The sequence below is a fragment of the Nitrospiria bacterium genome, assembly GCA_035517655.1.
Classification (GTDB): domain Bacteria; phylum Nitrospirota; class Nitrospiria; order JACQBZ01; family JACQBZ01; genus JACQBZ01.
Map to the genome: position 1 here is coordinate 1 of DATIYJ010000056.1, position 23911 is coordinate 23911.

General features: G+C 60.0%; 22 protein-coding genes. 2 read left to right on the forward strand and 20 right to left on the reverse strand.

Going from position 1 to position 23911, the window contains the following annotated elements:
• From VLY20_10140 to VLY20_10190, 11 genes are all read right to left on the reverse strand, one after another.
• The coding region (locus VLY20_10140) for a cytochrome-c peroxidase (GenBank protein ID HUK57004.1) at positions 1-1013 on the reverse strand (1013 nt) is incomplete at its 3' end.
• Positions 1014-1105: 92 nt separating this feature from the next.
• Entirely contained in the window at positions 1106-2734 is a 1629-nt protein-coding gene (locus VLY20_10145) for an NAD(P)-binding protein (protein HUK57005.1), read from the reverse strand.
• On the reverse strand, positions 2724-3737 hold the full coding sequence (locus VLY20_10150) for a thiamine pyrophosphate-dependent enzyme (protein ID HUK57006.1): 1014 nt from the start codon (positions 3735-3737) through the stop codon (positions 2724-2726). Before VLY20_10150 ends, VLY20_10145 begins: the two co-directional genes overlap by 11 nt.
• A gap of 122 nt (positions 3738-3859) precedes the next feature.
• Positions 3860-5113 carry a pyruvate ferredoxin oxidoreductase gene (porA, locus tag VLY20_10155; protein HUK57007.1) on the reverse strand — a complete coding sequence of 418 codons (1254 nt, stop codon included), beginning with the start codon at positions 5111-5113 and terminating at the stop codon, positions 3860-3862.
• A complete protein-coding gene (locus tag VLY20_10160) occupies positions 5097-5699 on the reverse strand; it encodes a 2-oxoacid:acceptor oxidoreductase family protein (GenBank protein HUK57008.1) in 603 nt (200 codons plus the stop codon). The genes porA and VLY20_10160 overlap by 17 nt, the downstream gene beginning before the upstream one ends.
• 24 nt (positions 5700-5723) lie before the next feature.
• Positions 5724-6029: a DUF2934 domain-containing protein gene (locus VLY20_10165; GenBank protein ID HUK57009.1), complete on the reverse strand. Its 306-nt coding sequence runs from the start codon at positions 6027-6029 to the stop codon at positions 5724-5726.
• Between the two features lie 94 nt (positions 6030-6123).
• Positions 6124-7080, reverse strand: a complete 957-nt coding sequence (locus VLY20_10170; protein HUK57010.1) for a sugar phosphate nucleotidyltransferase — start codon at positions 7078-7080, stop codon at positions 6124-6126.
• A gap of 35 nt (positions 7081-7115) precedes the next feature.
• Complete coding sequence (locus VLY20_10175; GenBank protein HUK57011.1) at positions 7116-8363, reverse strand: FAD-dependent oxidoreductase; 1248 nt, start codon at positions 8361-8363, stop codon at positions 7116-7118.
• Positions 8364-8417: 54 nt separating this feature from the next.
• Positions 8418-8777, reverse strand: a complete 360-nt coding sequence (locus tag VLY20_10180) for a cytochrome c (GenBank protein ID HUK57012.1) — start codon at positions 8775-8777, stop codon at positions 8418-8420.
• Between the two features lie 91 nt (positions 8778-8868).
• On the reverse strand, positions 8869-9033 hold the full coding sequence (locus VLY20_10185) for a zinc ribbon domain-containing protein (GenBank protein HUK57013.1): 165 nt from the start codon (positions 9031-9033) through the stop codon (positions 8869-8871).
• Positions 9034-9082: 49 nt separating this feature from the next.
• Entirely contained in the window at positions 9083-9736 is a 654-nt protein-coding gene (locus VLY20_10190; GenBank protein ID HUK57014.1) for a phosphoribosyltransferase family protein, read from the reverse strand.
• 487 nt (positions 9737-10223) lie between these two features.
• Between VLY20_10190 and VLY20_10195 the strand changes: the two genes are divergently transcribed.
• Positions 10224-13682 (forward strand): DNA polymerase III subunit alpha, encoded by a 3459-nt coding sequence (locus VLY20_10195; protein HUK57015.1) that lies wholly within the window; start codon positions 10224-10226, stop codon positions 13680-13682.
• Positions 13683-13718: 36 nt separating this feature from the next.
• The gene (locus tag VLY20_10200) at positions 13719-14681 is read left to right on the forward strand and encodes an acetyl-CoA carboxylase carboxyltransferase subunit alpha (GenBank protein ID HUK57016.1); all 963 of its coding nucleotides are present in this window, start codon (positions 13719-13721) and stop codon (positions 14679-14681) included.
• 25 nt (positions 14682-14706) lie between these two features.
• Here the strand turns inward: VLY20_10200 and VLY20_10205 are convergent, their stop codons facing one another.
• From VLY20_10205 to VLY20_10245, 9 genes are all read right to left on the reverse strand, one after another.
• The gene (locus VLY20_10205; GenBank protein ID HUK57017.1) at positions 14707-15921 is read right to left on the reverse strand and encodes a Glu/Leu/Phe/Val dehydrogenase dimerization domain-containing protein; all 1215 of its coding nucleotides are present in this window, start codon (positions 15919-15921) and stop codon (positions 14707-14709) included.
• A gap of 57 nt (positions 15922-15978) precedes the next feature.
• Positions 15979-16380, reverse strand: a complete 402-nt coding sequence (locus VLY20_10210) for a cupin domain-containing protein (GenBank protein HUK57018.1) — start codon at positions 16378-16380, stop codon at positions 15979-15981.
• A gap of 127 nt (positions 16381-16507) precedes the next feature.
• The gene (mtnB, locus tag VLY20_10215; GenBank protein HUK57019.1) at positions 16508-17176 is read right to left on the reverse strand and encodes a methylthioribulose 1-phosphate dehydratase; all 669 of its coding nucleotides are present in this window, start codon (positions 17174-17176) and stop codon (positions 16508-16510) included.
• A gap of 181 nt (positions 17177-17357) precedes the next feature.
• Complete coding sequence (gene scpB / locus VLY20_10220) at positions 17358-17939, reverse strand: SMC-Scp complex subunit ScpB (GenBank protein ID HUK57020.1); 582 nt, start codon at positions 17937-17939, stop codon at positions 17358-17360.
• Complete coding sequence (locus VLY20_10225; protein ID HUK57021.1) at positions 17909-18649, reverse strand: segregation/condensation protein A; 741 nt, start codon at positions 18647-18649, stop codon at positions 17909-17911. The genes scpB and VLY20_10225 overlap by 31 nt, the downstream gene beginning before the upstream one ends.
• 39 nt (positions 18650-18688) lie before the next feature.
• Positions 18689-18964, reverse strand: a complete 276-nt coding sequence (locus VLY20_10230) for a hypothetical protein (GenBank protein ID HUK57022.1) — start codon at positions 18962-18964, stop codon at positions 18689-18691.
• A gap of 204 nt (positions 18965-19168) precedes the next feature.
• Positions 19169-20941, reverse strand: coding sequence for a dynamin family protein (locus tag VLY20_10235; GenBank protein ID HUK57023.1), 1773 nt, complete (start codon positions 20939-20941; stop codon positions 19169-19171).
• Between the two features lie 64 nt (positions 20942-21005).
• Positions 21006-23153 carry a proton-conducting transporter membrane subunit gene (locus VLY20_10240; GenBank protein ID HUK57024.1) on the reverse strand — a complete coding sequence of 716 codons (2148 nt, stop codon included), beginning with the start codon at positions 23151-23153 and terminating at the stop codon, positions 21006-21008.
• Entirely contained in the window at positions 23150-23911 is a 762-nt protein-coding gene (locus tag VLY20_10245) for a 4Fe-4S ferredoxin (GenBank protein HUK57025.1), read from the reverse strand. Before VLY20_10245 ends, VLY20_10240 begins: the two co-directional genes overlap by 4 nt.

Sequence of the window (23911 nt, forward strand, 5' to 3'; positions counted from 1 at the left end):
GCGGGAAGGACCGGCAGGATCAGGGCCTCCTCCGGCATTTTTCCCTCCAGGGAATGAAGAAACGCGACGATCGAATCGACCTCGTCGTCCGTCAGCTTCGCGCCGAGCTGAATCCGTCCCATGATCCGGACGGCTTCGCCAAGGTCCCAGATGGAGCCATCGTGAAAATAAGGAGCGGTCCGCGTGACGTTCCTCCACATCGGCACCTTAAAGAAATACTTGTCCGCGTCCTTCTTCGTCACGTTGTACCGGCCCAGATCATCGCTGTATTCGTAGCGGTCCCGGATGCCGAATTTCTGAAACATGCCCCCACCGGCCCCCACCCCGTTGTGGCAGATGATGCAGCCCTTCTTGATGACCAGTCCCAGCCCTTTTTTCTCCGGATCAGTCAGTGCGTCCGACTTTCCCTTGAGAAAGTCGTCGAATCGGGACGGCGTCAACAACGTCCGCTCGAAGGCCGCGATGGCCCGGGCGATGTTGTCATAGGTGATCGGATCCGTATCACCGGGAAAGGCCTTTTTGAACTTCTCGACGTACTCCGGAATGGTTCGGATCCGGGACAGCACCATGCCCTGATCCGGCATGGCCATCTCGATCGGATTTAAGATCGGCCCTTTCGCCTGCTCCTCGAGAGACGCCGCGCGGCCGTCCCAGAACTGGGCGAATTCGAGGCCCGCGTTGAGGACGGTGGGCGCGTTTCGGGGACCGAACTGGGCCAGGTGTCCCATCGACGTCGGAAGGTTGTCCACCCCGCCGGTCGCCAGATTATGACAGGAATTACAGCTGATCGTATCGCCTTTGGACAACCGCGGTTCAAAATAGAGCATCTTTCCCAGGGCAACCTTCTCGGGGGTGGTCGGATTGTCCGCGGGCGCGGGCATCGCGCTCGGAAGCGGTTTAAAAAACTGGTTGGCCTGCTTGATCAGATCGGCGTCTTGAGAATAGGCCTCGGGAGCGCCTAAGATTATACCCAGCCATACCAGTCCCCACGCCGCAATTTTCTTTCGTCGCATTCGATCTCTCCTCTCGTTTCATCCGGGATTTATTAAAGCGCCGATTCCAAGCGAGATCGGTCTCGACCGCTCAACCTGAATCGCGAAAACTTCTAAATCTTCTCCTTGACCATCTCGATCGCGCCGCAGGGACATTCCTTCACGCAGATGCCGCAGCCCTTGCAGTAGTCGTAATTGAAGGCGAAGCGTTTCCCGGGGCCGAGCTTGATCACGGCGTTGTCGGGGCAGACGCCGTAACAGTTGTCGCACTCGAAGCAGTTGCCGCACGACAAACAGCGCCGGGCCTCGAGCAACGCGGATTCCGGATCGAGGCCCCCCGCGACCTCATCGAAGGTGGAACGCCGCCGGGCGGCTTCCAGAACCGGTTGTTTGGACCGTTCGGCGTCGGTGTAATACCACGTGTTGAGCTTGTCAAACGTCGCGACCGGGTGAGCCGCCGCTTTCACGTAACGGGTCCCGCGCAGATAGGCGTCGATATGCCGCGCGGCTTTTTTCCCGTGGCCGGTGGCCACGGTGACCGTGCGCTCGGACGGAACCATGTCGCCCCCCGCAAAGACGCCGGCCCGCCCCGTCATCATCGTCTCGTCCACCCGGATGATGCCGTCCTCGGCGATGACCAGGCCGGGAACGTTCCGTAAAAAACCCGTATCCACGTTTTGGCCCAACGCCAGAATCACCGTGTCCGCGTCGATTTCCTCAAACCGGCCGGTCGGCTTCGGACGGCCGGTTTCATCCAACTCCATCACCTCGACCGTAAACTTTACGTCGTCCGCCTGTTTGATCGTCCGAAGCCAATGGATGACGACCCCTTCTTCGAGCGCCTCTTTAAGCTCAAAATCGTGGGCCGGCATATGCTCGCGGTCCCGCCGGTATACGATCACGGCCTCCTCCGCGCCCAAACGCTTCGCGGTCCGCGCGGCGTCGATCGCGGTGTTTCCCCCGCCGTAGACCATGACCCGCCTTCCGATCTTCGGAGGAGTTTTGCCCTCCATGCTTTTCAGGAAACTCGCCGCATCCAGGATTTTCCCCGCGTCGCGCCCGGGAATCTCGGTCCGCTTGGCGAGATGGGCTCCGACGGCGAGAAAGGCCGCGTCAAACTTTCCTTCGATCAGGGCCGCCTCCAGGTCCTCAACCTTATGATTCAACCGGATCGTAACGCCCATCGCTTCGACCCGGGCGATCTCGGTGTCCAGAATGTCGCGCGGGAGACGGTATTTCGGAATCCCGAAGCGCATCATTCCGCCCGCCTTGGGACCGGCGTCGTAAATCGTCGCGGCATGGCCGAAGCGGGCCAGATGGTAGGCCGCCGACAGGCCGCTGGGACCGGCGCCGACGATCAGGACCTTTTTTCCGGTCGCCGGTCCGCAGACCACCCGCCAGCCTTCCCGGATCGCCTGATCGCCCAGAAACCGCTCGACGGCGTGAATCCCGACCGCCTCATCCAATTGGGCCCGGTTGCAGGCCGTCTCGCACGGATGATAGCAGACACGGCCGTGAAGCGCCGGAAAGGGATTATCCAGCATCAGGACTTCCCAGGCTTCCTTGTACTTTCCTTCCTCGGCCGGGTACAGCCAGCCCTGGATATCCTCGCCCGCCGGGCAGGCGTGGTTGCAAGGCGGCAGACGATCGACATAGACCGGGCGCTCGGTCCGCCACATGCCGGTGTGGTTGGCCAGGCTGCTGTTCGGGTCGAGGCTGATGGCAAAGGGTTTACGTTCCATGGGAGCCCGCTCCTTCCATCAAGCCGTATTCGGCGATATGGCGGTCCGCGACGGCCTGAATGGCCGCGAGGGTTTCCCGATGGGACGGATCCTGGAACAAATGCTTGAAGCGGCCCTGCAGCTCGAGGTAACGTTCCACCGGAACTTTCCGCCGGATCAGGGTCCGGCCGGTGATTTGTCCATGCTCGGCCTCAAACAACGGAAACAGACCGGACTCGACCGCGAGACGGGCGACCCGGATCGTGAGCGCCGGGTCGTGCGCCCATCCCAGCGGACAGGGAACATGGATATGAATGTATCTCGAACCGGTAAGCCCCATCGCCTTCGTTACTTTGGCCTCCAGGTCCCGGAGGTCCGCCACCGAGGCTGTCGCCACGTAGGGAATGCCGTGGGCCATCGCGATGCGAGGGACGTTCTTTCCGGTCTCGAAGGAATTCCCCGGATGCTCCCCCACGGCCGGCGTGGTCATGGTCCGCGCGGCCGGCGGCGTCGAGCCGGAGCGCTGGACGCCGGTGTTCATGTAGCCCTCGTTGTCGTAACAGAGGTACAGAACATCATCGTTGCGCTCAAGCATTCCGGAAAGACATCCGAACCCGATGTCGACCGTCCCCCCGTCCCCGCCCTGGGCGACCACCTTTACGTCCGCGCGGCCCTTGGCCCGAAGCGCGGCCGCGACGCCGGCGGCCACGGCCGGGGCATTGCCGAAGAGCGAATGCAGCCAGGGAATCCGCCAGGAACTCTCCGGGTAGGGAGTCGAGAAAACCTCCAGGCATCCCGTCGCGTTGACCGCGATCAATTTGTTCTGCGCGGCTCGCATGGCGGCGTCGATCGCGTAACGGGCGCCCAGAGCTTCTCCGCAGCCCTGGCAGGCCCGGTGGCCGGAGTTGAGGGAATTGGTCCGGTCCATCCTGGACTGGACGGTCCGGTCCTCCTCCCCCAACAGACGATTTCCCGCGGTGAAGGTTCCGGTTTGATAAAACTTGATCCGTTGCCGATCGGCCATATTGATATAGGGGCTCACGTCGCCCCCTCCACAAGCAGAGCTTGATGGAGCCTCCCCCTCTCGCTCGCGTTGCTCGCTGGGTAGAAACTTTGTTGTCTACCCTCTATAGATGAGACTCCCTTTCACGTCAGCTTCGAGTTGACGGCATTGACGGCCCGCAAGACATGCTCCGGCATCGGGCCCGACCGCCGCCGGCGTTGCTGCCGTTCAAGCTCCTGACGGATCACGGTCCAGTTCAGATCCAGGAAGTGGGGTTCGTCCAGCTTTCCGGCCCGGGCTTCCCCGATCAACCGGATGAGCGACGCCTTCGTGATCGAGCGGCCGCCCAGGCCCGCGATCACGGTCTGGACAACGGTCGGAAGACCGCGCAACGCCATTTTAACGTCGCTGGAGACGATCCCTCCCTTTCCGGGCGCCAGGTCCTTTTCGACCACGATCGCCCGTTTCGCCGGATGAAGAACGGCCCGCACCTGCGCCGTCGGAAACGGACGGTACGAACCGATTTTTAAACTGCCGACCTTCACGCCCTGCTCCCTTAATTCATCGACCGCGTCCCGGATCGTGCCGTTGACCGAGCCCAACGCCACCAAAATCGTATCGGCATCGTCCGTCCGGTAGGCGTCGGTCAAACCGCCGGAGCTTCGTCCGAACCGCCCACGGAATTCGGCGCAGAGCTGTGGAATCCGCTCCAACGCGAGCAGCTGTTTGTGATGGGCGAGATACCGCACCTCGGCGAAGGCCTCCGGGCCGACCATCGCGCCGATGGTCACGGGATCGGCCGGATCCAGAACCTGGATGGGATCGTACGGGGGCAGGAAGGCATCGACCTGCTCCTGAGCGGGAAGCTCGACCGGCTCGTAGGCGTGCGTGAGGATGAACCCGTCCATGCAGACCATGACCGGACAACTCAACTCCTCGGCCAGGCGAAAGGCCTGGATGTGCAGGTCCACCGCCTCCTGATTCGTCTCGGCGAAAACCTGGATCCAGCCGGCCTCCCGCATCGACATGCTGTCGGAATGGTCGTTCCAAATATTGATCGGCGCTCCGATCGCCCGGTTGCCGATCGTCATGACGATGGGAAACCCCAGCCCGGAGGCGTTGTACAGCGCCTCGGCCATGAACAAGAGTCCCTGGGACGCGGTCGCGGTGTAGGTTCGGGCGCCCGCCGCGGAAGCCCCGATCAGGATGCTCAGCGCGCCGAATTCGGACTCGGCGTTGATGAACTGGCAATCTCCGATTTCCCCCCGACGCACGCGCGCGGAAAGGTTTTCCACGATGTGGGTCTGCGGCGTGATGGGATAGCAGGAAATCACTTCCGGCCGGCAGCGCGCCACGGCGGCCGCCACGGCCTGCGAGCCCTCAATTTGTTCCGGCATGACTTTTCTCCCTCGACGGCCATGGACGGCCGGACGCGACGGCCTGATAGGTCGTCTCGGCCGCCTCCGCGTTGGCCTCCCCGACCTTCCCCGGAAATTTCCGGCGTATGGCCCGGCCTACGGCCTCCGAACGGAGAAGACCGGTCAAGGCCACCAGGCCGCCGATCAAGGCCGCGTTGGGAAGGGGGCGGCCGGTCTTTTCAAGGGCGATCTCGGAGGCCGGAGCCGTTCGAAGGTGGCCGGCCGGCAGGCGGGAAATCAACTCGTCCATTCCAAGTTCCTCGGGGGTCCGGGCGGAGTTGATCAGGATGTACCCCGACGGACGGATGCCCGCGAAGAGATCCACCTGATGGAGGAGCGTGGGATCCTGGATGATCAAAGCATCGGGCTCCATCACCGGCTCTCTCAGCCGAATCGCGCGGTCGGCAATCCGGCAGAAGGCCGTAACCGGGGCTCCCATTCGTTCGGATCCGAAACTGGGAAAGGCCTGCGCGTATTTACCCTCCAGAAAAGCCGCCACGGCCAAGATCTCGGCGGCCGTCACGACCCCCTGCCCGCCGCGCCCATGGATGCGGATCTGGAACATTATTTTTCCCTCAGACCGCGTGGATCAACGGGTATCCAGAGCGGATCCGGATTTGGCGGCCATGACTTTTTGCCGAACGGGCGCCTTGGCATCGACTTTGGCTTTGGTTTCGACCTTGGCCTTGGCATCGGCCTTGACCTTCGTCGCGGCCTGGATCAGGCGCTCGGCCTCGAGCCAATCCTCGATATCGTGGCCGTGGAGGCCGCCCCGTTTTTCATACAGCTCATAGGCCTTTTGCGCAACCTGTTCACGAAGCCGGTCCTGAAAAGCAGACGCGTTGGGCCAAACCGATTCGCCACCTTTACCGATCTCGTTCGATATTTTCTTCATTGCCATGCCCTCCCATCATATTCTCAACCCTTTTTAGTTGCAAGGTCCAAAGGTCTGATTGATCAAGATGCCATCTCCCGCCCCTCTTTCCGCTTCAAACGGTTTGAATTTCGGTCAACGGCTCAAGAGGGTTCAGCTTCTCCAGCATGATTTTAATCCGCCGCTCCGAACCCCAATCGCTCCAGTACACATCCCGTACCGGTAGCACTTCCAAATGGGACGCATACTGCACCGAAATAGCCTCCAGCAGTCCTTTCGAAAAATTCACGGGTTCTATTCTCCGGTAAACGTCTTCCACAACCTCGGATTCGGCGGGCGTCCCGACCGAATGCCAGATCCGCTGGAAGGAATGCCAGAGAGCCGGGGCCACTTTACTGGCCAGCGCCAGAAGGGTCTTGGCCTTGAAGGCCATCACCATCGTGTTCCACAATCCTCCATTATGGAACAGTTCCTTCGCGGCGCGGCGGTCCGGCTTTTCGATGAACCGAGAGACCGGACAAATCCCGAGTCGGGAGGATGGGCTCGTGTCGTCGACCGGCAGAATATAGCCGTACTCCGGTTCCGGGGCACGCGGCTCCACTCCCAGCAACACCAGGCGAGACGGATCCTGCTCCACCACACGACAGGCCTGGTCCACGTAACGCATGAACAGGTCTTCCTCCAGCACGAAATGATCGGACGGGAAGACCGCCACCACCGCTTCGGGATATTGCTTGTGAAGATGCATCAGCGGGAGGAAGATCCCCGGTCCGGTCTCTTTGTTCAGGGGCTGAAGGATCACGCTCCCCTTCGGACGATCCGACAGCTGTCGCCAAACCTCCGGATGCCTTAGATGGTCCCGACCCACCACCGTGAAGAGACGATCGGACGGGATCAACCTCTCGGCGCGGTGAAAGGTATGCTCCAACATCGAGCGCGTTCCGACGAAATTGACGTACTGTTTGGGAAGATCCTTCCCGCGCAACTGCCGGATGAACGGCTGAAGGCGTTTCCCCTCCCCGGCCGCCAAGATAATTCCACAACGGACCTGCGAATGGAACAACGGGCTCATTTCATTTCCTCCTTGTGGCGTTTCCTCCTGATGACTCAGGCGCCTGATTCCAGCTTTGCAATCCCTAAGGCCCTTAAGATGGCTCTCTCATAATAGGGCTCGCTCACACCCCCCTTCATCTTGTGCAGAAAATACTTCTCCAGGGCGATCTTGGCCAGATGCACCCACCGCCCCTTTTTGGCCCACGTCACGTTTCGGGGCGCCATTTGAGGCAGCGCCACGAATGCGATGCCGGTATCGCCCATGTCGGCCAGGCAAATCGCGTTCCAGGTGGCGGTCTCCCGCTTCGGGTCGTTCTCGATGTCGGCCTTGATGTTGTGGACCGCGGCCGAGACCATCGACTCGATCATGTAGCCCGTTTTCGGCGCTCCGGTCGGAACCGCCGTCTGTTCCACCGGCGGAATGGCCACGCATACCCCCACGGCGTAGATATTCCGATGGCGGGGATTCGCCTGATAGGCGTCGATATTTACGAACCCCTTGGGATTGCACAGACCGGCCGTCCCGGCCATGGCATCCACGCCGAAAAACGGCGGGATGAACATCGCGTATCGGAACGCGATTTCCTGCCCGCCTTCCAAGAGCAGCTTCCCCGGCTGCACGTCCTTGATCGCGGCGTTTACGACGGACTGAATGGAGTGGTCGGCAAATTCATCCTCCATCAATCGGCGGGACTTGCCGACACCCGCCAGCCCCATGTGACCGACGTAGGGCTCCGGCGTGACGAAATAGATCGGGACTTTCCGTCGCAGCCGCCGCTTCCGGAGATCGGCATCCAGGATAAAGGCCATCTCGTACGCCGGGCCGAAACACGACGCCCCTTGCGCCGCGCCGACGACCACCGGCCCGGGATCCTTCAAGAAGGCCTGGTAGGCTCCCCACGCCTGTTCCGCATGGTCCACCGTGCAGACCGATTGAGTATGCTCGCTCGGTCCCAATCCCGGAACGGCCGCAAAATTCAATTTGGGCCCCGTCGCAACGATCAAATAGTCGTAGGGAACCTGGCCCCGGGCGGTGATGATCCGATTGTGTTCCGGATCGATCCGGTCGGCCGCAGCGTGGATGAATTCGACCCGCTTCTTCTTGAGGATCGGCGCCAGCGGGAAAGAAATATCCTTCCGCGTGCGTCGCCCGACCGCGACCCAGGGATTGGATGGAACAAAGTGGAAGAAATCCACGTTCGAGACCACCGCAACGTCGTGTCTCTTGCCCAGGAGCTTCTGACATTCGTAGGCCGCCGGCAATCCGCCGATGGACGACCCGATGACCACGATGCGCGCCATGATTCTCCTCCATCCCGATGTTCACGGGTCCGATGCCGGCGACGGGCCATGCTTCTATTTCTGTAAATCACCCTTCAGGTAGATGACCAACGCATCCGCTTCGGCCTCCGAGGCCATTCCGCTGGGCATCGGGTTCGCAATGTTCGCATACTTCTTTTCCTTTTCCGTCCGGCCCATCATGATGACTTTTTTTATTTCGGCGGGCGCTCCCTGGATGATAAACGGATCGCCTTTCAAGGTCGGACCCACGGGAGTGCCCTGTCCTTTGGGGCCGTGGCAGGGGGTGCACTTGGAAGCGAACAGCTGGGCGCCGTCCATCGCGAACGAAACATCCGGAATGAGCAGCGTCGCCCAGAAAAAGATACCGACCGCCGCCGCTTCGAGTCGGGCCCGCGGATAAACGTTTCGCATCATTCTAGACCCTCCTGGTTCATCACGTTCCTGATAGGCGTCGCTGCTTCCTCCCTTCGACCGGCCGACGATCCCTTCATCCCGGCATCCGGAATCAAGTCTTGCGGTCGGTCTTCGCCATGAAACTGCTGATCAGTTGCTCCACCTTTTTTGAACCGCAGCCGGGGCAGGACACATTTTTCTCTTCGTGTTCCCGGAGCGACAAAGCGGCCGTGAAAACCTTTCCGCACCCGCTGCATTCATATTCATAAATAGGCATCGGCTCTCTCCTCTTCTCCCTCTCGAGCGCATCACCGGTTATACCGCCCCTATCGTTTAAGGTTGCCGGTCCTGGAGCGGCTTCGCTTGAGGATTGTGATCACCTCTTCGTCGGAGACCTGGGGAAATTCAAGAAAAAATTGCCCGACCGCATAAAAAACTTCCGGAACTTCCAGACAAACGACCTCGTCCGCCAGCTCTTGAATCATTGGCAAGGCCTCACGGGATGCGACCGCCGTTGCGGCGATCAATTTAGACGGCTTTCGGGCCCGCACGGTTCGGAGCGAAGCCACCATGGTGGCGCCCGTGGCGATTCCGTCATCCACCACAATCACAACGCGACCCGAAGGATCAACGGCGGGATGTACGGGCGTATAGCGCGCGCGCCGGCTGCGCAAAACCGTCATCTGCGCTTTCTTTTCACGGACGATGTATTCGTCTCCGACTCCCAAGCGGCCGGCATACTCGCCCAAATAGACATGCCCTTTCTCGTCCACCGAACCGATCGCCAATTCGGGCTGACCAGGCGCCGCCAGCTTGTGCACCAGAACCACATCCAAATCGCCGTCCAGAGCCTCGGCGATCGCCTCGGCCATGGGAACGGCGCCCCGAGGAATGGCCAAGATCAACGGATTTCGCCCGCGGTACCCGCTCAACTTCTCCGCCAATAAGCCTGCGGCTTCCGCCCGGTCTTTAAAAAACATAGGATCCCTCGCTTTTAAAAACCCGACATCCTAAACACGTCTGTATGATTTTCCTTACTAAAATAGGATTGCAATGGTTATGCCACCTCCAGCGGATGGAACGGGAAACGATGGGGAAGAGCAAAACCTCTCGATATCACAAGGTGATATTGTCTCGCTACGAACATGCTCGTGCCCGGATAACGCACAATCCGTTTTATTCTACCAGATAATGTCAAAATGGGTGGACAATTTAAATTAAACACGTCGGCGGGTCTTTACTTTTCAGACGATTCCGATCTGTTCAAGACCTTAGACAGTTTTCAATCCGTTTTACACTGCTCATTAATAAATAGAGCGGGCATGGATCACGGCCCCCCCCTTATTCCAGGATCGGGACGACCGACACATCGGGTCCGAACACCCGAAGCAACATTTTGGCCTGATTGACTTTTTCCTAGGCATAACGGTAAAATGATCTTGAATTGAATCCCTGGCTCACAAACCCATGAAGCACTCCGACTTCGTCCATCTCCATTGCCACACCCAGTACAGTCTGTTGGACGGCGCGAACCCCGTTAACGCGCTGCTTCAACAGGCCGTTTCTTTCCGGATGCCGGCCCTGGCCATCACCGATCACGGAAACCTTTTCGGTGCCATCGAGTTCTACCAGAAAGCGCGGGCGGCCGGGATCAAGCCCATTATCGGCTGTGAGATGTATGTCTCGCCCAAAAGCCATCGCGACAAGGAGTCCGGCGGACTCCATCATGAATATTATCACTTGATCCTGCTCGCGGCCGACCGTACGGGATATAAAAATCTGATCAAACTGGTGAGCGCCGCTCACCTGGACGGCTTCTACTACAAACCCCGCATCGACAAGGACTTGCTCCAAAAACATCATGAAGGGCTGATCGGCCTGTCGGCCTGCCTCCGGGGCGAAATTCCGAGCCTGCTCGCCAACGGCGAACCCGAGAAGGCGCTGGCCGCGGCCGGCGCCTACGAAGAGATCCTCGGAAAGGGAAACTTCTACCTTGAAGTCCAACACAACGGGCTGGAGGCCCAACAGAAGATCAACAAAGAACTGGTCGAACTCCATCGAAAAACGGGGATGGCCCTCGCCGCCACCAACGACGCCCATTATTTAACCCGCGGTCACGCGCGCGCGCACGACATCCTCCTCTGCCTGCAGACCGGAAAGACGGTGAATGAACCGGACCGGATGCGGTTCGGATCGGAAGAAAACTATCTCAAGTCGGCCGAGGAAATGGCCGCGAATTTCTCGGAGCTTCCCGAAGCCGTCCTCAATACAAAGCTGATTGCGGAACGCTGCAACCTCGATCTGACCTTCGATCAAATCCATCTCCCTCATTATAAAGTTCCAAACGGGTTCACCCGCGAACACTATCTGGACAAACTGGCCCGGGAAGGGCTGGCCGCGCGGCTTAAAAGCAAGTCTCCGGATTGTCCTTCGGACGAGGTGTACGTTCAACGTCTCGCGACCGAGTTGGCCGTCCTCAACAGCATGGGCTACGCCGGGTATTTCCTGATCGTCTGGGACATCATCAATTATGCCCGGTCGCACGGCATCCCGGTCGGACCGGGGCGGGGCTCGGCGGCCGGAAGTCTCGTGGCCTATGCGTTGAGGATCACGGATATCGATCCGATGAGGTACGATCTTCTGTTTGAGCGGTTTTTGAACCCCGAACGCGTCTCGCTCCCCGACATCGACATGGACTTCTGCATGGACCGGCGGGAGGAGGTGATCCGTTACGTCACCGAAAAATTCGGCCCGGATCACGTCTGCCAGATCATCACGTTCGGAACGATGGCGGCCAAGGCCGTGATCCGGGACGTCGGGCGCGTGCTGGAGCTTCCCTACGCCGAAGTGGACAAAGTGGCCAAGCTCGTTCCGAACACGCTCGGGATCACCCTGGACGAAGCCGTCAAGGCCGAGCCGCGCCTGCAGGAACTCTCCAAGACCGATCCCAAGATCCAGGAGCTTCTATCGTTGGCGCGCTCCCTGGAAGGGCTGGCCCGCCACGCGTCCACGCACGCCGCGGGCGTCGTCATTTCGGAGGAACCGCTGACGGAACATGTGCCGTTGTACCGGGGCGCCAAGGGCGAAATCGTCACGCAATATGCCAAGGATGATCTGGAAAAAATCGGATTGGTCAAATTCGATCTCCTGGGCCTCCGGACGCTCACGGTCATCGATCAAGCGGTCAAACTGATCAATAAGAAACGTTCCATCGAAGAAGCGATCCGGCCCAGCGATATCCCCCTGGACGATGCGAAAACGTATCAACAGCTCTCCTCCGGAGAAACCGTCGGCATCTTTCAACTGGAAAGCCGGGGCATGCGCGATCTCCTGGTTAAACTCAAGCCGGAAGGGTTCGAGGATCTGATCGCCATTCTGGCCTTGTACCGTCCGGGTCCCATCGGAAGCGGGATGGTGGATGATTTTATCAAGCGAAAGCGCGGTCTCGTTCCGATCAAATACGAGTTGCCGGAACTGAAAGAGATATTGAAGGAGACCTACGGCGTCATCGTTTATCAGGAGCAGGTGATGAAGATCGCCAACGTCCTGGCCGGATTCAGTTTGGGACAGGCCGACCTGCTCCGGCGGGCGATGGGAAAGAAGAAGCCCGAGGAGATGGAAAATCAGAAGGAACGCTTCATCAAGGGAGCGCGGGACAACGGAATACCCGAAAAGAAAGCCGAGAAGCTCTTCGATCTCATGGCCTATTTCGCCGGGTACGGATTCAACAAATCCCACAGCGCGGCCTACGCCCTGATCTCCTACCAGACCGCCTATTTAAAAGCGCATTATCCGGTCGAGTTCATGGCCGCACTGCTTTCCAGCGAAATGGGGAACGCCGACAAGGTGGTGCGGTACATCACGGAATGCCGGTCCCTGTCGATCAAGATCCTCCCGCCCGATGTCAACGAAAGCCGGCGGGATTTCACGGTCGTGGAGGACGGAATCCGCTTCGGGCTGGCCGCCATCAAGAATGTGGGCGGAAACGCGATCGATTCGATCCGGGAGGCCCGCGAACTGGGCGGGCCGTTCACGTCCATTTTCGACTTCTGCCGGCGCATCGACTCCCGGAAGGTCAACCGGCGCGCCATCGAAGGGCTCATCAAGAGCGGCGCCCTGGACTCGACGAAGGCCAGGCGGTCGCAGATGACGGCCGTCCTGGAAAAGGCCGTCGAGGAAGGGAACGTGGCCCAGCGAGACCGGCTGCAGGGGCAGGCCGCCCTGTTCGGTCAGGACTCCGGCCCGGAAAAGACATCCGGCCCCGACCCGCTTCCGCCGCTGGAGGAGTGGGACGAGTCGCAGAAACTCCGTCTTGAAAAGGAAAGCATCGGCTTTTACATCACGGGCCATCCCCTGGCGCGGTATGCGAATGAATTACGATACTATGCCACGGCCAACGCCGAAACCCTGGACGACGTCCCGGAAGACCGGCAGGTCAAACTGTGCGGCATCATCGCCCAGCAAAAGATCGCGACGACCAAACGGGGCGACAAGATGGCCTACCTGACGCTGGAAGACCTGCAGGGCTCGATCGAGATCCTGGTTTTTCCGGATCTGTACAAGAAGACCTCGGCCATTCTGACGCCGGACACCCCGCTTTTCGTCACGGGATTCGTCGACAAGGGCGAAAAGGGGGCCAAGGTCAAGGCGACGGGCATCGAACCCCTGGCCCAGGTCCGGGAACAGAGCACCCGCCGCGTCGATATCTGCCTCAATTCCACCGGCCTGACCTCCCAGGACCTTCACCGCCTGAAGGACATCCTGCTCCGGCATCGCGGTTCATGCCCCGTCTATCTTCGCCTCGGGATGCCCAATCAAACCGAGTCCACCATCGCGGTGAATGAAGAGGTCCGGATCAAACCGACCGATCTTTTTGTGACCGACGTTGAACGGGAGTTCGGAAAGGGAACCGTTGTCTTGCGATGATCGTACAGGATTCGCAGGGCACGAAGGAGTCTCCTAGTGAAGGAACACCTGGATTTCGAAAAACCTCTCGTTGAATTCGAAGAGAAGATCGAAAAATTAAAGCCCTTCGCCAAGACCGACCCGCTGATTCACCGCGAGATCGGAGTGCTTGAGAAAAAAGCCCAGGAAGTCCAGGCGGAAATTTACGCCAAGCTCACCCCCTGGCAGCGGACCCAACTGGCCCGGCACCCGAACCGGCCCAACACCCTGGACTACATCGCGTTCATGATCCACGATTTCGTCGAACTCCACGGCGATCGCCTCTACGGGGACGACCACGCCATCGTCGGCGGCATCGGGATTTTCCGCAACCGCCCGGCCGTGATCATCGGACACCAGAAGGGCCGGAGCGTGAAGGAACGGGTCGATCGAAATTTCGGCATGCCCCACCCGGAGGGATACCGGAAAGCGTTGCGCCTGATGAAACAGGCCGAAAAATTCATGAAGCCGGTGATCACCTTCATCGATACGCCGGGCGCTTATCCGGGAATCGGGGCCGAAGAACGCGGGCAAGCCGAGGCGATCGCCCGGAACCTGATCGAGATGGCGCGACTCGCCGTGCCGATCGTCGCCGTCGTGATCGGCGAAGGCGGGAGCGGAGGCGCGCTGGCCCTGGGCGTCGGGGACCGCATCCTGATGTTGGAGCATTCCATCTACTCCGTGATCTCGCCGGAAGGATGCGCCGCCATTCTCTGGAACAACAGCGCCAAGGCCCTGGAGGCGGCGGAGGTTTTGAAAATGACCGCCAAGGACCTACGGTCCTTGGGCGTCATCGACGAAATCATTCCGGAACCCGTCGGCGGCGCCCACAAGGATCCGCCGCAGATGGCCGAGATTCTTGAAAAAGCGATCGAAAACCAATTGGCCCAGCTCGACGGCTTGAAAACCGACGACTTGCTTGAACAACGCTATCAGAAATTCAAAAAGATGGGCGTCTTCGGCGAGGACATCGTGCCGTAAGCCGGCGAACCGCTACAACAACACCTCAAATGCCGCGCAAGTGGGTGGCGCGGGCCACTTTTTCGATCGCGACGATGTGGGCGGCCACCCGAAGCGTCGCCTTTTTCTCTCGAGCCATCGAGGCCACGTTTTGATAGCTCCGGGTCATGATCGTGCGGAGCTCACGGTTCACCTGTTCCTCCTCCCAGGAAAGCTGCTGCAGGTTTTGCGTCCACTCGAAATAGGAAACCGTCACACCGCCCGCGTTGGCCAGTATATCCGGGATGACGACGACCCCCTTCTTTTCAAGGATCTCATCCGCCGTCGTGGTCGTCGGGTTGTTGGCCCCTTCGGCGATCACCCTGGCCTTGATCCGGTCGGCGTTGAACTTATGGATCACGCCCCCGAGCGCGCAGGGGATGAGAACGTCGCAATCCAGTTCCAGCAGCGCCTCGTTCGTAACGGCCCGCGATTCCGGAAATCCGGCCAGACTCCGTTTTTCCGATTTGTAGGCCAGGACGCGCTCCATCGGAAGACCGTCGGGATTGTAAATTCCTCCCCGGCTGTCGCTGATCGCGATAATCCGGCCGCCCAGCTGGCTCATCAACCGCGCGGCGTGGCTTCCCACGTTGCCGATGCCCTGAATCACGATGCGGGACTTCCCGAGATCGAGATCGCACGCCCGGGCGGCTTCCTGAAGCACGAAGACGCACCCGCGGCCGGTCGCCGCGTCCCGGCCCTTCGACCCCCCCACCTCGACGGGTTTGCCTGTGACCACGCCGGGCGTGTAGCCGTGCCGCCGGCTGTACTCGTCCATGATCCAGGCCATGACCTGCGCATTGGTGTTCACATCCGGAGCCGGGATATCCTGATACGGTCCTATCACCGCATCGAGCATCGAGATGAAGGTCCGGGTCATCCGCTCCATTTCCGCGGGCGACAGGCGCTTCGGATCGCAAACGATCCCCCCCTTGGCGCCCCCGAACGGGATATTGACCACGGCCGTTTTCCAGGTCATCAGGGCCGCGAGCGACCGGACTTCGCCCAGATCGACCTCGGGATGATAGCGGATCCCGCCCTTCATCGGCCCACGGGCATTGTTATGCTGGACCCGATAACCGACAAAAATCTCCAGACGGCCGTCGTCCATACGGACCGGTATTTTGACCCGGATCTCCCGGTACGGCATTTTGAACAGCTCCCGGGTTTCCCGGTCCAACGCCATCGCGTCCGCCGCCCGGTCGAACTGGAACCGGGTCATTTTCTCGAAATCGATCCGCTCGTTTTCCGGCACGCCGGCCACCTTCCCGCTCCCCCTCTAATCCAACCAGACCCGGTCCGGATTATCGGGATCATCGATCGGCGAAGAAACGAAGAGAACCTGGGTCGGCTCGGTCTGGAATTCGCCGCCGTGAGGCGTGTTGGCCGGAATCACCCAGATGTCCCCCTCCCGGACTTCCTGCACCCGATCGCCCACCGTGACTTTTCCCGTTCCTTTCAAAACATAACCGATCTCGTCGTGCGTCACGTGGACGTGTTTCTTAAACGGCCCCTTGTGACCTTGAAAAACAAAAACGCTGGACTGCTTGCCGTGGCCGATGTACGTCCGCTTGAACGCGTCCTTCGCGCCGAGCTTGTCTTTCTCCACCGCGTCGGCGACGCTTTGGATGTCGATCTTGGTCCGGTCCAACGATTGCTGACAGCATGAACAGGTATACATGGCGATCCTCCTATTTTTATTTGGGGGCCCGTGCGGAGAATAGATTCCGCGTCCTCCGAACCGCCTGCCGGCAGGCAGGTGCCCACAAGCCCCGCCTCTCCCGCGGCACGGCCGCGAACCGGCTTTATTATCCCGGCGGACCGCTTGGGTTTCGCCCCGAGCGCGCCGCGACGGCCTCGAACAGAAAATGATAGACTTCGGCGTGCCGTTTGGTCTCCCAAATATCCGCTCCCCAAATATAGGCCCCGTGATCCCGGACAAGGATGCAGAAGCTTTCCTGGAAAAGAGGGTTCTCGAGCACCCGACGGATTTCGCCCAGAAGATCCCGCTCCCGGGACGTGTTGTGGATCACGGGGACGGCATGCTTCGTCTGGTTTGAAACCCCCCGGATGCCCTTCAGCATTTCCAGCCCTTCGATGACGATATGATCGCGGTCCCCGGCCAGATCGGCCGCGAGGACGGAAGACAGCGCATGACTGTGCATAACGGAACCGGCGCCGCGCCGGTCGATGACGGCGCAGAAAATAGGATTGCATTCGGATACGGCCAAGGAACGATTCCTGGGCGGTCTGATGACGGCGCCGTTTTGGCAATCCACGACAAACAGGTCGGAGGGTTTGATTTCTTCTTTGTGAACACCGGTCGGCGCCATCAGAGCCGTTTTGGAGCCGTTGACGGCGCAGATCCCACCGCCGGTCCCGGCCACCCATCCCTTGTCGTAGAACAACCGAAGCATGCGACAGAGGAGTTGGGATTGGCCCATTCTGGATGCGGAGGGTTTTGCCATGGCGGTCATGATTTGAAGAACCCCAGCCTTCCAGCCGGGGATTCTTCGATCCGGGTGGAAAAGGCCCCATTTTGATTCGCTCGCAAACCCCGCCTCAGAGGCTGGGGTTCGCTCGCTATGCGGATTCAGGTCGGTCGGAAATCCTCGATACGAAGCGGGGGGGGTGACGCAGCCCTCTAAGACAAACGGATTAATGCGTCACGTCGCCCGCCGGTTCATGGATCGGTTCGTGTTCCGGCAGGGTTTCGGCCACCTCTTTAAATTCCTTCAGAGCGGGCAATTCGGTAAGATCCTTCAAACCGAAGTACTGGAGAAATTCGCGCGTGGTGCCGTAAAGCATGGGCCGGCCCAATCCCTCCCGCCGCCCGGCGATTTTCACAATGCGGCGCTCCAGAAGCGTCTTGAGAACATACGCCGAATCCACGCCGCGGATCGCTTCGATCTCCCCGCGCGTCACGGGCTGTTTGTAGGCCACGATCGCCAGGGTTTCGAGCCCGGAATGGGACAGGCGGGCGGCGGTCTTGATCTTCTCGAGGGACCGGATCCACGGCGCGCACTCGGCGCGCGTGGCGATCTGGTAGCCCCCGGCCACCTCCGCGATCTGAAGCCCCCGGCCGGCGGATTCGTAGCTCTGTTTCAAACGATCCAAGGCCCGTCGGATCCGGTCCGGATCGGTCCCCTCGAGGACCTCGGACAAATCCTCCACCGACATCGGCTCACCCGAAACGAAAAGAACCGCCTCTAGAACGGCTGTAAGCTCGTGCTCTTCCATATGCGTATCGCACCAAAAAGTTCGGTTTGAAGAATGCGCAGCCGTTTCAGCCGAATCAATTCCAACAACGCCAGAAAGGTCACGACCATCGCAATGCGCGTGGTGTCGTCGTCAAACAACGATGTAAAGGTGATGCTTTCACGCGCGTCCAGCCGGTCCAGGATCAGGCCCATCCGTTCCTGGACCGACAACGCATCCACCACGATCTCCATGTCCTTTTTCTCCGGCGCGCGCTTCACCACCCCGCGAAGCGCCTCCAAGAGATCATACAGGCTCAGATCCACGAGGTTGATATCCCCGGTTGACTCGCCGCTCCCGATCGACGGCGGGCGATGGAACACCTCGCGCCATTCCTGTTCGCGCGCTTCCAGACCCTGTGCGACCTCCTTAAAGCGCTGGTACTCCAGCAACCGCATCACCAGCTCAGTGCGCGGGTCTTCGTCCTCCTCTTCTATGTCCGTCTCGGACGGGGGGAGGAGCATCTTGGATTTGATATGAATCAGCGTCGCGGCCATCACCAGAAATTCTCCGGCGACGGCCAGGTTGAACGACTTCATCAGGTCGAGGTATTCCAGATACTGCCGCGTGATGAGCGCGATCGGGATATCGTAGATGTTGATTTCATTTTTTTTAATCAGGTGAAGCAAAAAGTCCAGCGGACCTTCAAAGGCGGGCAATTTGACGGCGTACGATGTTTGGGGATCGTCCATGCTCACGAGGCTAATATTAGTCCCACCTCAAAAGGGATGTCAAGGGGTCATGTCTTTGAAACCGCCGTGACTCTGCCGCCGATGCTCTTTCGGCTCGCGGCGGGATTTCAGTCCGAGGATTTCGTTGGCTTCCCGCTTCATTTTCTGGAGTTCGGCCATCAACTCCAAAAGCGTCTTCTCGGCCGCGGGGTCCGCGGGCCTCGCGTCGTAGGCTTTGTTCAGCCAGTAAATCGTGTTGTCCAACTTTTGATTGATGACGGCCTGGATCTGTTCTTTGGTCAGCGCCGTTTCGGCTCCGTGTGCTTCCTGCGCCATATAATCTCCCTGACTACAAGATATGGTAGCCGCTCGGATAGGTGCTACTATAACAGAACCTTTCTCGTTGTCAAGAAGAAATTCAAGATATGGGGGAATAGAACGGCAAGCTAACGAGATCTTGTGGTTACGATAGGATGCTTATCACTTCACCACTCGAGATATCCGTAGAGGATCCCCTGGCTGAAGGTGGTCAGACGTGCTCTAGTCGTTATGTGAAGCCTCACGGCGAAATTCCCGGAGGCGACTCAAAATTTCCTCAAGCGTCTCCATTTTTTCCCGCAGACCCCGGATCTGGGCCGTTAACCGTGCTTCGGTTCGGGTCTTTTGGTCCAGAGCGATGGCCATCGCCTGCTCGATCCCTTGCGCCGTCTGATCCACCCACCGATCCAGCGCCGCCTGAAATCCGTCGATCTCTCTTTTCAGCCGCTGCAGAAAGTCCGCGCGAACCCGCCCGCAGTGCCGGTCGATTTGATCGTTCAAGGCCCGCTGTGCCTCCTGAAAGACGAGCCGACGCGAGAACCGTGAGGGAAGCCGGTCGATCAACAGTTGGACGAGGGGTTTCAGGAAGGACGGCTCCAGTCGAACATCATAATAATAGAAGCCGCCTTGGAACGTCATGGCGTCCGTCCAGCCGAGGGGCTCGAACCGGACCCCGAATTGGCCTGCGGAAACCTCCATGAGGCGTTCGACCACGGAGTTGATCCGGTCGGCGAAGAGTTGGGTAATGCGAGCCGCGTCCTTTGAGATCTTCTTCTCCTCGGTGGCGAGCCATGCATTGAACGCGTTCTGGATGCTCTCCTGAATATGGTCGTACAGCAGGCGCCGGAGGGCGCCGGCCTTCTCAGAGCTGGCCTCGAAGGTCTCCGTGAGTTGCGCCGACAATCGCTGCGCGGGGCCCCATTTGAAGTCGGCCAAATCCTGTTCGAGGATCGAGAGCAATTGATGGATCTCCCCTTGGAGTAGGTGATGAGCCGCCGCCTGCCTTTTAAGAATGGATTCCTTCTGCCGTTTGAAGGCCGCCTGTTTTTCCGGCAGAGCACCCAACGGAGCGTTCAGAACGGTTTCTTGGAGAGAGAGGGTGAACCGTTCCTGATCAATCATCTGCGCCGCCCTGCCGATCGTTGAAAGGAGCAGGACCCTTCCTTTCTCATCCATCAGAAAAGCCTCCAGATCCTTTTCAAATTCCGGAATCCGGCTCTGGGAAAGTTTCGACGGGTCCGGCCGGGTTTTGCCCTCCAGGGCCAGTCGGGCCGAGATCGGATAAAGCCGGATGGAAGACACACCCAGAACGTCGCAAAGTGTTCCTCGGGTAAATTCCAGAGCCTCCCGTTGATCGCTCTCCGTTAGCAAATCGGTCTTGTTCAAAAGAAAGAAGAGCTTCTCGACATAGGGACGGAGATGTTTGAGGTAGGCCAATTCAGCCGCGCCGATGGGCGGATCAGCCGAAATCACGAACAGGGCCGCGTCCGCTTGCGCAAGAAATTCAAAAGCGACCCGGGTGTTGTGTTCATATACCGATCCCACGCCCGGAGTGTCGACCAACCGCACACCCCCTTTAAGGAACGCGGCGGGAAACGTGAGCCGGACCTGCTCCACGCCCTTTTCGTTTTTCGGATTCTCCCGTTCGGTCACATAGGCGGGGATGGTCTCAAGCGGGATCGTTTCCTTCCGCCCGTCTTTAAACCTTGCTTCAACCCGCAGGGCCTCCCCGTATTCCACCACGGTAATGACCGAAGTCAGTGGAACCACGGCCATCGGCAGGAGCGGACGGCCCAAGAGGGCGTTGATGAGGGTGCTCTTGCCGCGTTTGAACTCTCCGAGAACTGCCAGGTTCAATCGGTTCTCGGAAAGCTTTCCAAGCACGGCCGACAGAGCATTGGCAAAGTCCTGCCTGCCTTCTTCCCGGACGCGCGCGGCAAGCGCCTGAAGATCTTTTACCGTTTTGTCTTGAACATGAGTATACCGACTGAACATTTATTCACTTAATCCGACTTCAGGGTTTTTCAACGGTGTCGGAAGGTTCGGCGCGGCGCTCCTGTCAAAGCAGCGCAATCACCAGCGCCGCCAGCAACGCCAGCAGCACGTAGGCGGCATAGACGTTGATGCGTCCGTGATGCATCGCGGCCAGCCCGCCCGCGAACCAGAACGCCGCGGTCCGGACCGGCAGAAACACCAGCTTGTCCACCAAATGCACGCGCTCTTTCTCGCGGCGGATGGCGGTGCGAAAATGTTCCGCCACCGTCTCCCGCGTGTCCTCCACCGTCGTCGGTCGAAACACCGCGTCGAAAATCACCCGCACCGGGTTGGAAAAACCCGTCGCCGTGTACGTCATCTCCGGCAGCAAGCGCCGCACCCCGCCGTCCCATCGCTCGCGCCGCGCCAGCCGTCGACTCCGCGTCAGCCACAACCGGATCACAACATAAGTGACAATCAGCAGTGAAATGAGCGCCACAAGCATGTAGGAGGTGGACATGGCAAAGACGACCGGGTTCTCCGGGCCGCCGCGATGCAGCACGACCAAGCCGCGGCCGGGCAAAACACTTTGACCGACTTGCGCGCCGAGGTCGTGGAATTCGCCGACGAACGCGGGCGGCAACGTGTCATGCGCGGGATTGGGGGCAAAAAACGGCGGCACCAGGGCGTCGGCGGCGCTCGCCCCGGCCAATGAACCTGCCGCCGAGTCTAATGCCGGAATCACGTAAGTCGGCAACACGCCGAAGGCAAGGCACAACACCGCGAGGATGGCCATCGGAATGAGGGCGCCGGATCCGGCTTCGGTCACGCGTTGATTTCCGTCCAATCGGCGCATCCCCAAAAAGCTCATTGCAAAAACTTTCACGAAGCACGTCACCGCCAGCGCCGCCGTGAGCGCGAGGCCCGCGCCGCACAAAGCGAAAACCATTTTCGCCGGCGTTGAAGCCAGTTCCGCCGAGCGCAGCATGGTTTGCAGCGTGAGCCATTCGCTGACGAAGCCGTTGAACGGCGGCAGGGCGGCGATGGAGAGCGTCCCGGCGAGGAAGCCCAGCGCTGTCCATGGCATCCATTTGATCAGCCCGCCCAGCCGGTCCATGTCGCGCGTGCCGGTTTGCCCTTCGACCACCCCCGCGCCGAAAAACAGGAGCGTCTTGTAAAGCGAATGATTGATCAGATGATAAAGCCCTGCGACAAACGCGATAGCCGCCGGCACGGGATGGGCGGTCGCAACGAAGACCATTCCCGCGCCGAAACCCGCAACCACAATGCCGGCGTTTTCGATGGAACTGTGCGCCAGCATCGTTTTGAGATCGTTGGCCGTGGTTGCGTATAGAATCCCGACCAACGCCGAAAGCGTGCCGACGATGAGCGCCACGAGACCCGGTCCGACTTGCGTCGACGACATGAGATCGGCATTGACGCGCAGAATGCCGTAAAGCCCGAGATTCAGCGTGGCCCCCGCCAGCACGGGAACAAACGCGCGCGGCGCAACGGCGTAGGCGCGCGGCAACCAAAAATTCACCGGCACAAGCCCGGCTTTCACGCCAAAGCCAAAAAACGAAAGCAGGAACACCGCCCATCGCGCGCTCGGGCCCAAAGGAGACGCGGCGGATCTGATCACGCCGAAATCCAGCGAACCCGCGCCAACCGCAAGCAGAATAAAACCAAGCGCCGCGGCAAGCGTTCCGGCTTCACCCATGGCGAGCAGCAGATAACCCGCACCCGCACGGCCATTTTCACGATTCCGGTCGCACAAAACGAGCAGATAGGATAGAACGGACATGACTTCCCATGCGAGAAGAAACAGCAGCACGTCGCCGGCCACGAAAATCAGACCGATGGATGCATACAACCCGAGCAGCATCGCGGTGAACGCGCGTCCTTCGCGACGCTCCGGTGTGACCCTCAATTCCCCGCCCGCGAATATCGAAGCCGGAAAAAGCACCAGACCCGTGATGACCGCAAATACCGCCGAGAGCCGGTCCAGCTTCAATGTGAGCGTCCCCAATTCCGGCAGCGGCCACAGTAGTTGATTGAATGTCTGGTCGGCCAGCAACGCGTTTGTGCCCGCCCACACCAGGGTAATCGCACCGAGACAACCCACCCAGGCCAGCAGTGCTCCCTGCCGCGACTCGGGCCACACCAGCGACAGCAGAACGCCCGTGCCGCACAATGCCAGAAACACAAGAATGAGTGTTTGTGATTCCATCATGGTTCCGCTGGATTTGTTTTAACAGCCGATGGCGTCGAGACGAGCGACGCCGGCGGTTTGCGTCCGACCGCCACCAATAAACCATGCAGAATCGCCAGCGGCGGCGGGGGATGCCCCGGCACTTCCACATCCACCGGCAGTACGTCCGCCAGCCCTTTTTCGCAGACAAAGCTTTCCGCGAACACGCCGCCGGACAGCGCGCAGGCGCCGACCGCGACGACCCGTTTGGGGGTCGGCATGGCGTCGTACGTCTTTTGCAATGCCACGCGCATGTGATCCGTCACCGGGCCGACAACCAGCAGCACGTCCGCGTGGCGCGGCGTGGGCGTGATGAAGAATCCCAGCCGGTGCATGTTGTAATAGGGATTGTTGAGCTGCTTGACCTCGTTGAGGCACGCTCCGCAGTCGCCTGCGTCCACAACGACGATATGGATGGAGCGACTGAACGCCGGGCCGAATTCATTTTGAGGTCTGCGGGTGGCCGCCCATTCGTAGGTGGTCTCCCAGTCCAGCGGAGGTTCAACGCCGCGGACGCAGCGATGGCAGTGAACACAGCGGCGGTAATCCACCGATACACTTCCATCCGTCCGACTCAGGGCCTGCACGGGGCAACGGTCCACGAGCGCCGCGGCCGCTTCAGCGGAAAACTCGCCGCCGACAGGCAATCCCGGTGTAACACCGGCGGCGCGTTCCGCATCGCGCGGATACGCGGTGGTTTTTATTCCCGTGCGGATGCCTTTGAGAACCCACTGGCTCAT

Bases quoted from the DNA above. Each gene is read 5' to 3' on its own strand.
- VLY20_10245 (HUK57025.1), bottom strand. From the start codon at position 23,911: ATGAGCCAGTGGGTTCTCAAAGGCATCCGCACGGGAATAAAAACCACC.
- mtnB (HUK57019.1), bottom strand. From the start codon at position 17,176: ATGACCGCCATGGCAAAACCCTCCGCATCCAGAATGGGCCAATCCCAA.
- VLY20_10170 (HUK57010.1), bottom strand. From the start codon at position 7,080: ATGAGCCCGTTGTTCCATTCGCAGGTCCGTTGTGGAATTATCTTGGCG.
- VLY20_10210 (HUK57018.1), bottom strand. From the start codon at position 16,380: ATGTATACCTGTTCATGCTGTCAGCAATCGTTGGACCGGACCAAGATC.
- VLY20_10145 (HUK57005.1), bottom strand. From the start codon at position 2,734: ATGGAACGTAAACCCTTTGCCATCAGCCTCGACCCGAACAGCAGCCTG.
- VLY20_10175 (HUK57011.1), bottom strand. From the start codon at position 8,363: ATGGCGCGCATCGTGGTCATCGGGTCGTCCATCGGCGGATTGCCGGCG.
- porA (HUK57007.1), bottom strand. From the start codon at position 5,113: ATGCCGGAACAAATTGAGGGCTCGCAGGCCGTGGCGGCCGCCGTGGCG.
- VLY20_10235 (HUK57023.1), bottom strand. From the start codon at position 20,941: ATGTTCAGTCGGTATACTCATGTTCAAGACAAAACGGTAAAAGATCTT.
- VLY20_10230 (HUK57022.1), bottom strand. From the start codon at position 18,964: ATGGCGCAGGAAGCACACGGAGCCGAAACGGCGCTGACCAAAGAACAG.
- VLY20_10165 (HUK57009.1), bottom strand. From the start codon at position 6,029: ATGAAGAAAATATCGAACGAGATCGGTAAAGGTGGCGAATCGGTTTGG.
- VLY20_10160 (HUK57008.1), bottom strand. From the start codon at position 5,699: ATGTTCCAGATCCGCATCCATGGGCGCGGCGGGCAGGGGGTCGTGACG.
- VLY20_10150 (HUK57006.1), bottom strand. From the start codon at position 3,737: ATGGCCGATCGGCAACGGATCAAGTTTTATCAAACCGGAACCTTCACC.
- VLY20_10205 (HUK57017.1), bottom strand. From the start codon at position 15,921: ATGACCCGGTTCCAGTTCGACCGGGCGGCGGACGCGATGGCGTTGGAC.
- VLY20_10195 (HUK57015.1), top strand. From the start codon at position 10,224: ATGAAGCACTCCGACTTCGTCCATCTCCATTGCCACACCCAGTACAGT.
- VLY20_10240 (HUK57024.1), bottom strand. From the start codon at position 23,153: ATGATGGAATCACAAACACTCATTCTTGTGTTTCTGGCATTGTGCGGC.
- VLY20_10185 (HUK57013.1), bottom strand. From the start codon at position 9,033: ATGCCTATTTATGAATATGAATGCAGCGGGTGCGGAAAGGTTTTCACG.
- scpB (HUK57020.1), bottom strand. From the start codon at position 17,939: ATGGAAGAGCACGAGCTTACAGCCGTTCTAGAGGCGGTTCTTTTCGTT.
- VLY20_10180 (HUK57012.1), bottom strand. From the start codon at position 8,777: ATGATGCGAAACGTTTATCCGCGGGCCCGACTCGAAGCGGCGGCGGTC.
- VLY20_10225 (HUK57021.1), bottom strand. From the start codon at position 18,649: ATGGACGATCCCCAAACATCGTACGCCGTCAAATTGCCCGCCTTTGAA.
- VLY20_10190 (HUK57014.1), bottom strand. From the start codon at position 9,736: ATGTTTTTTAAAGACCGGGCGGAAGCCGCAGGCTTATTGGCGGAGAAG.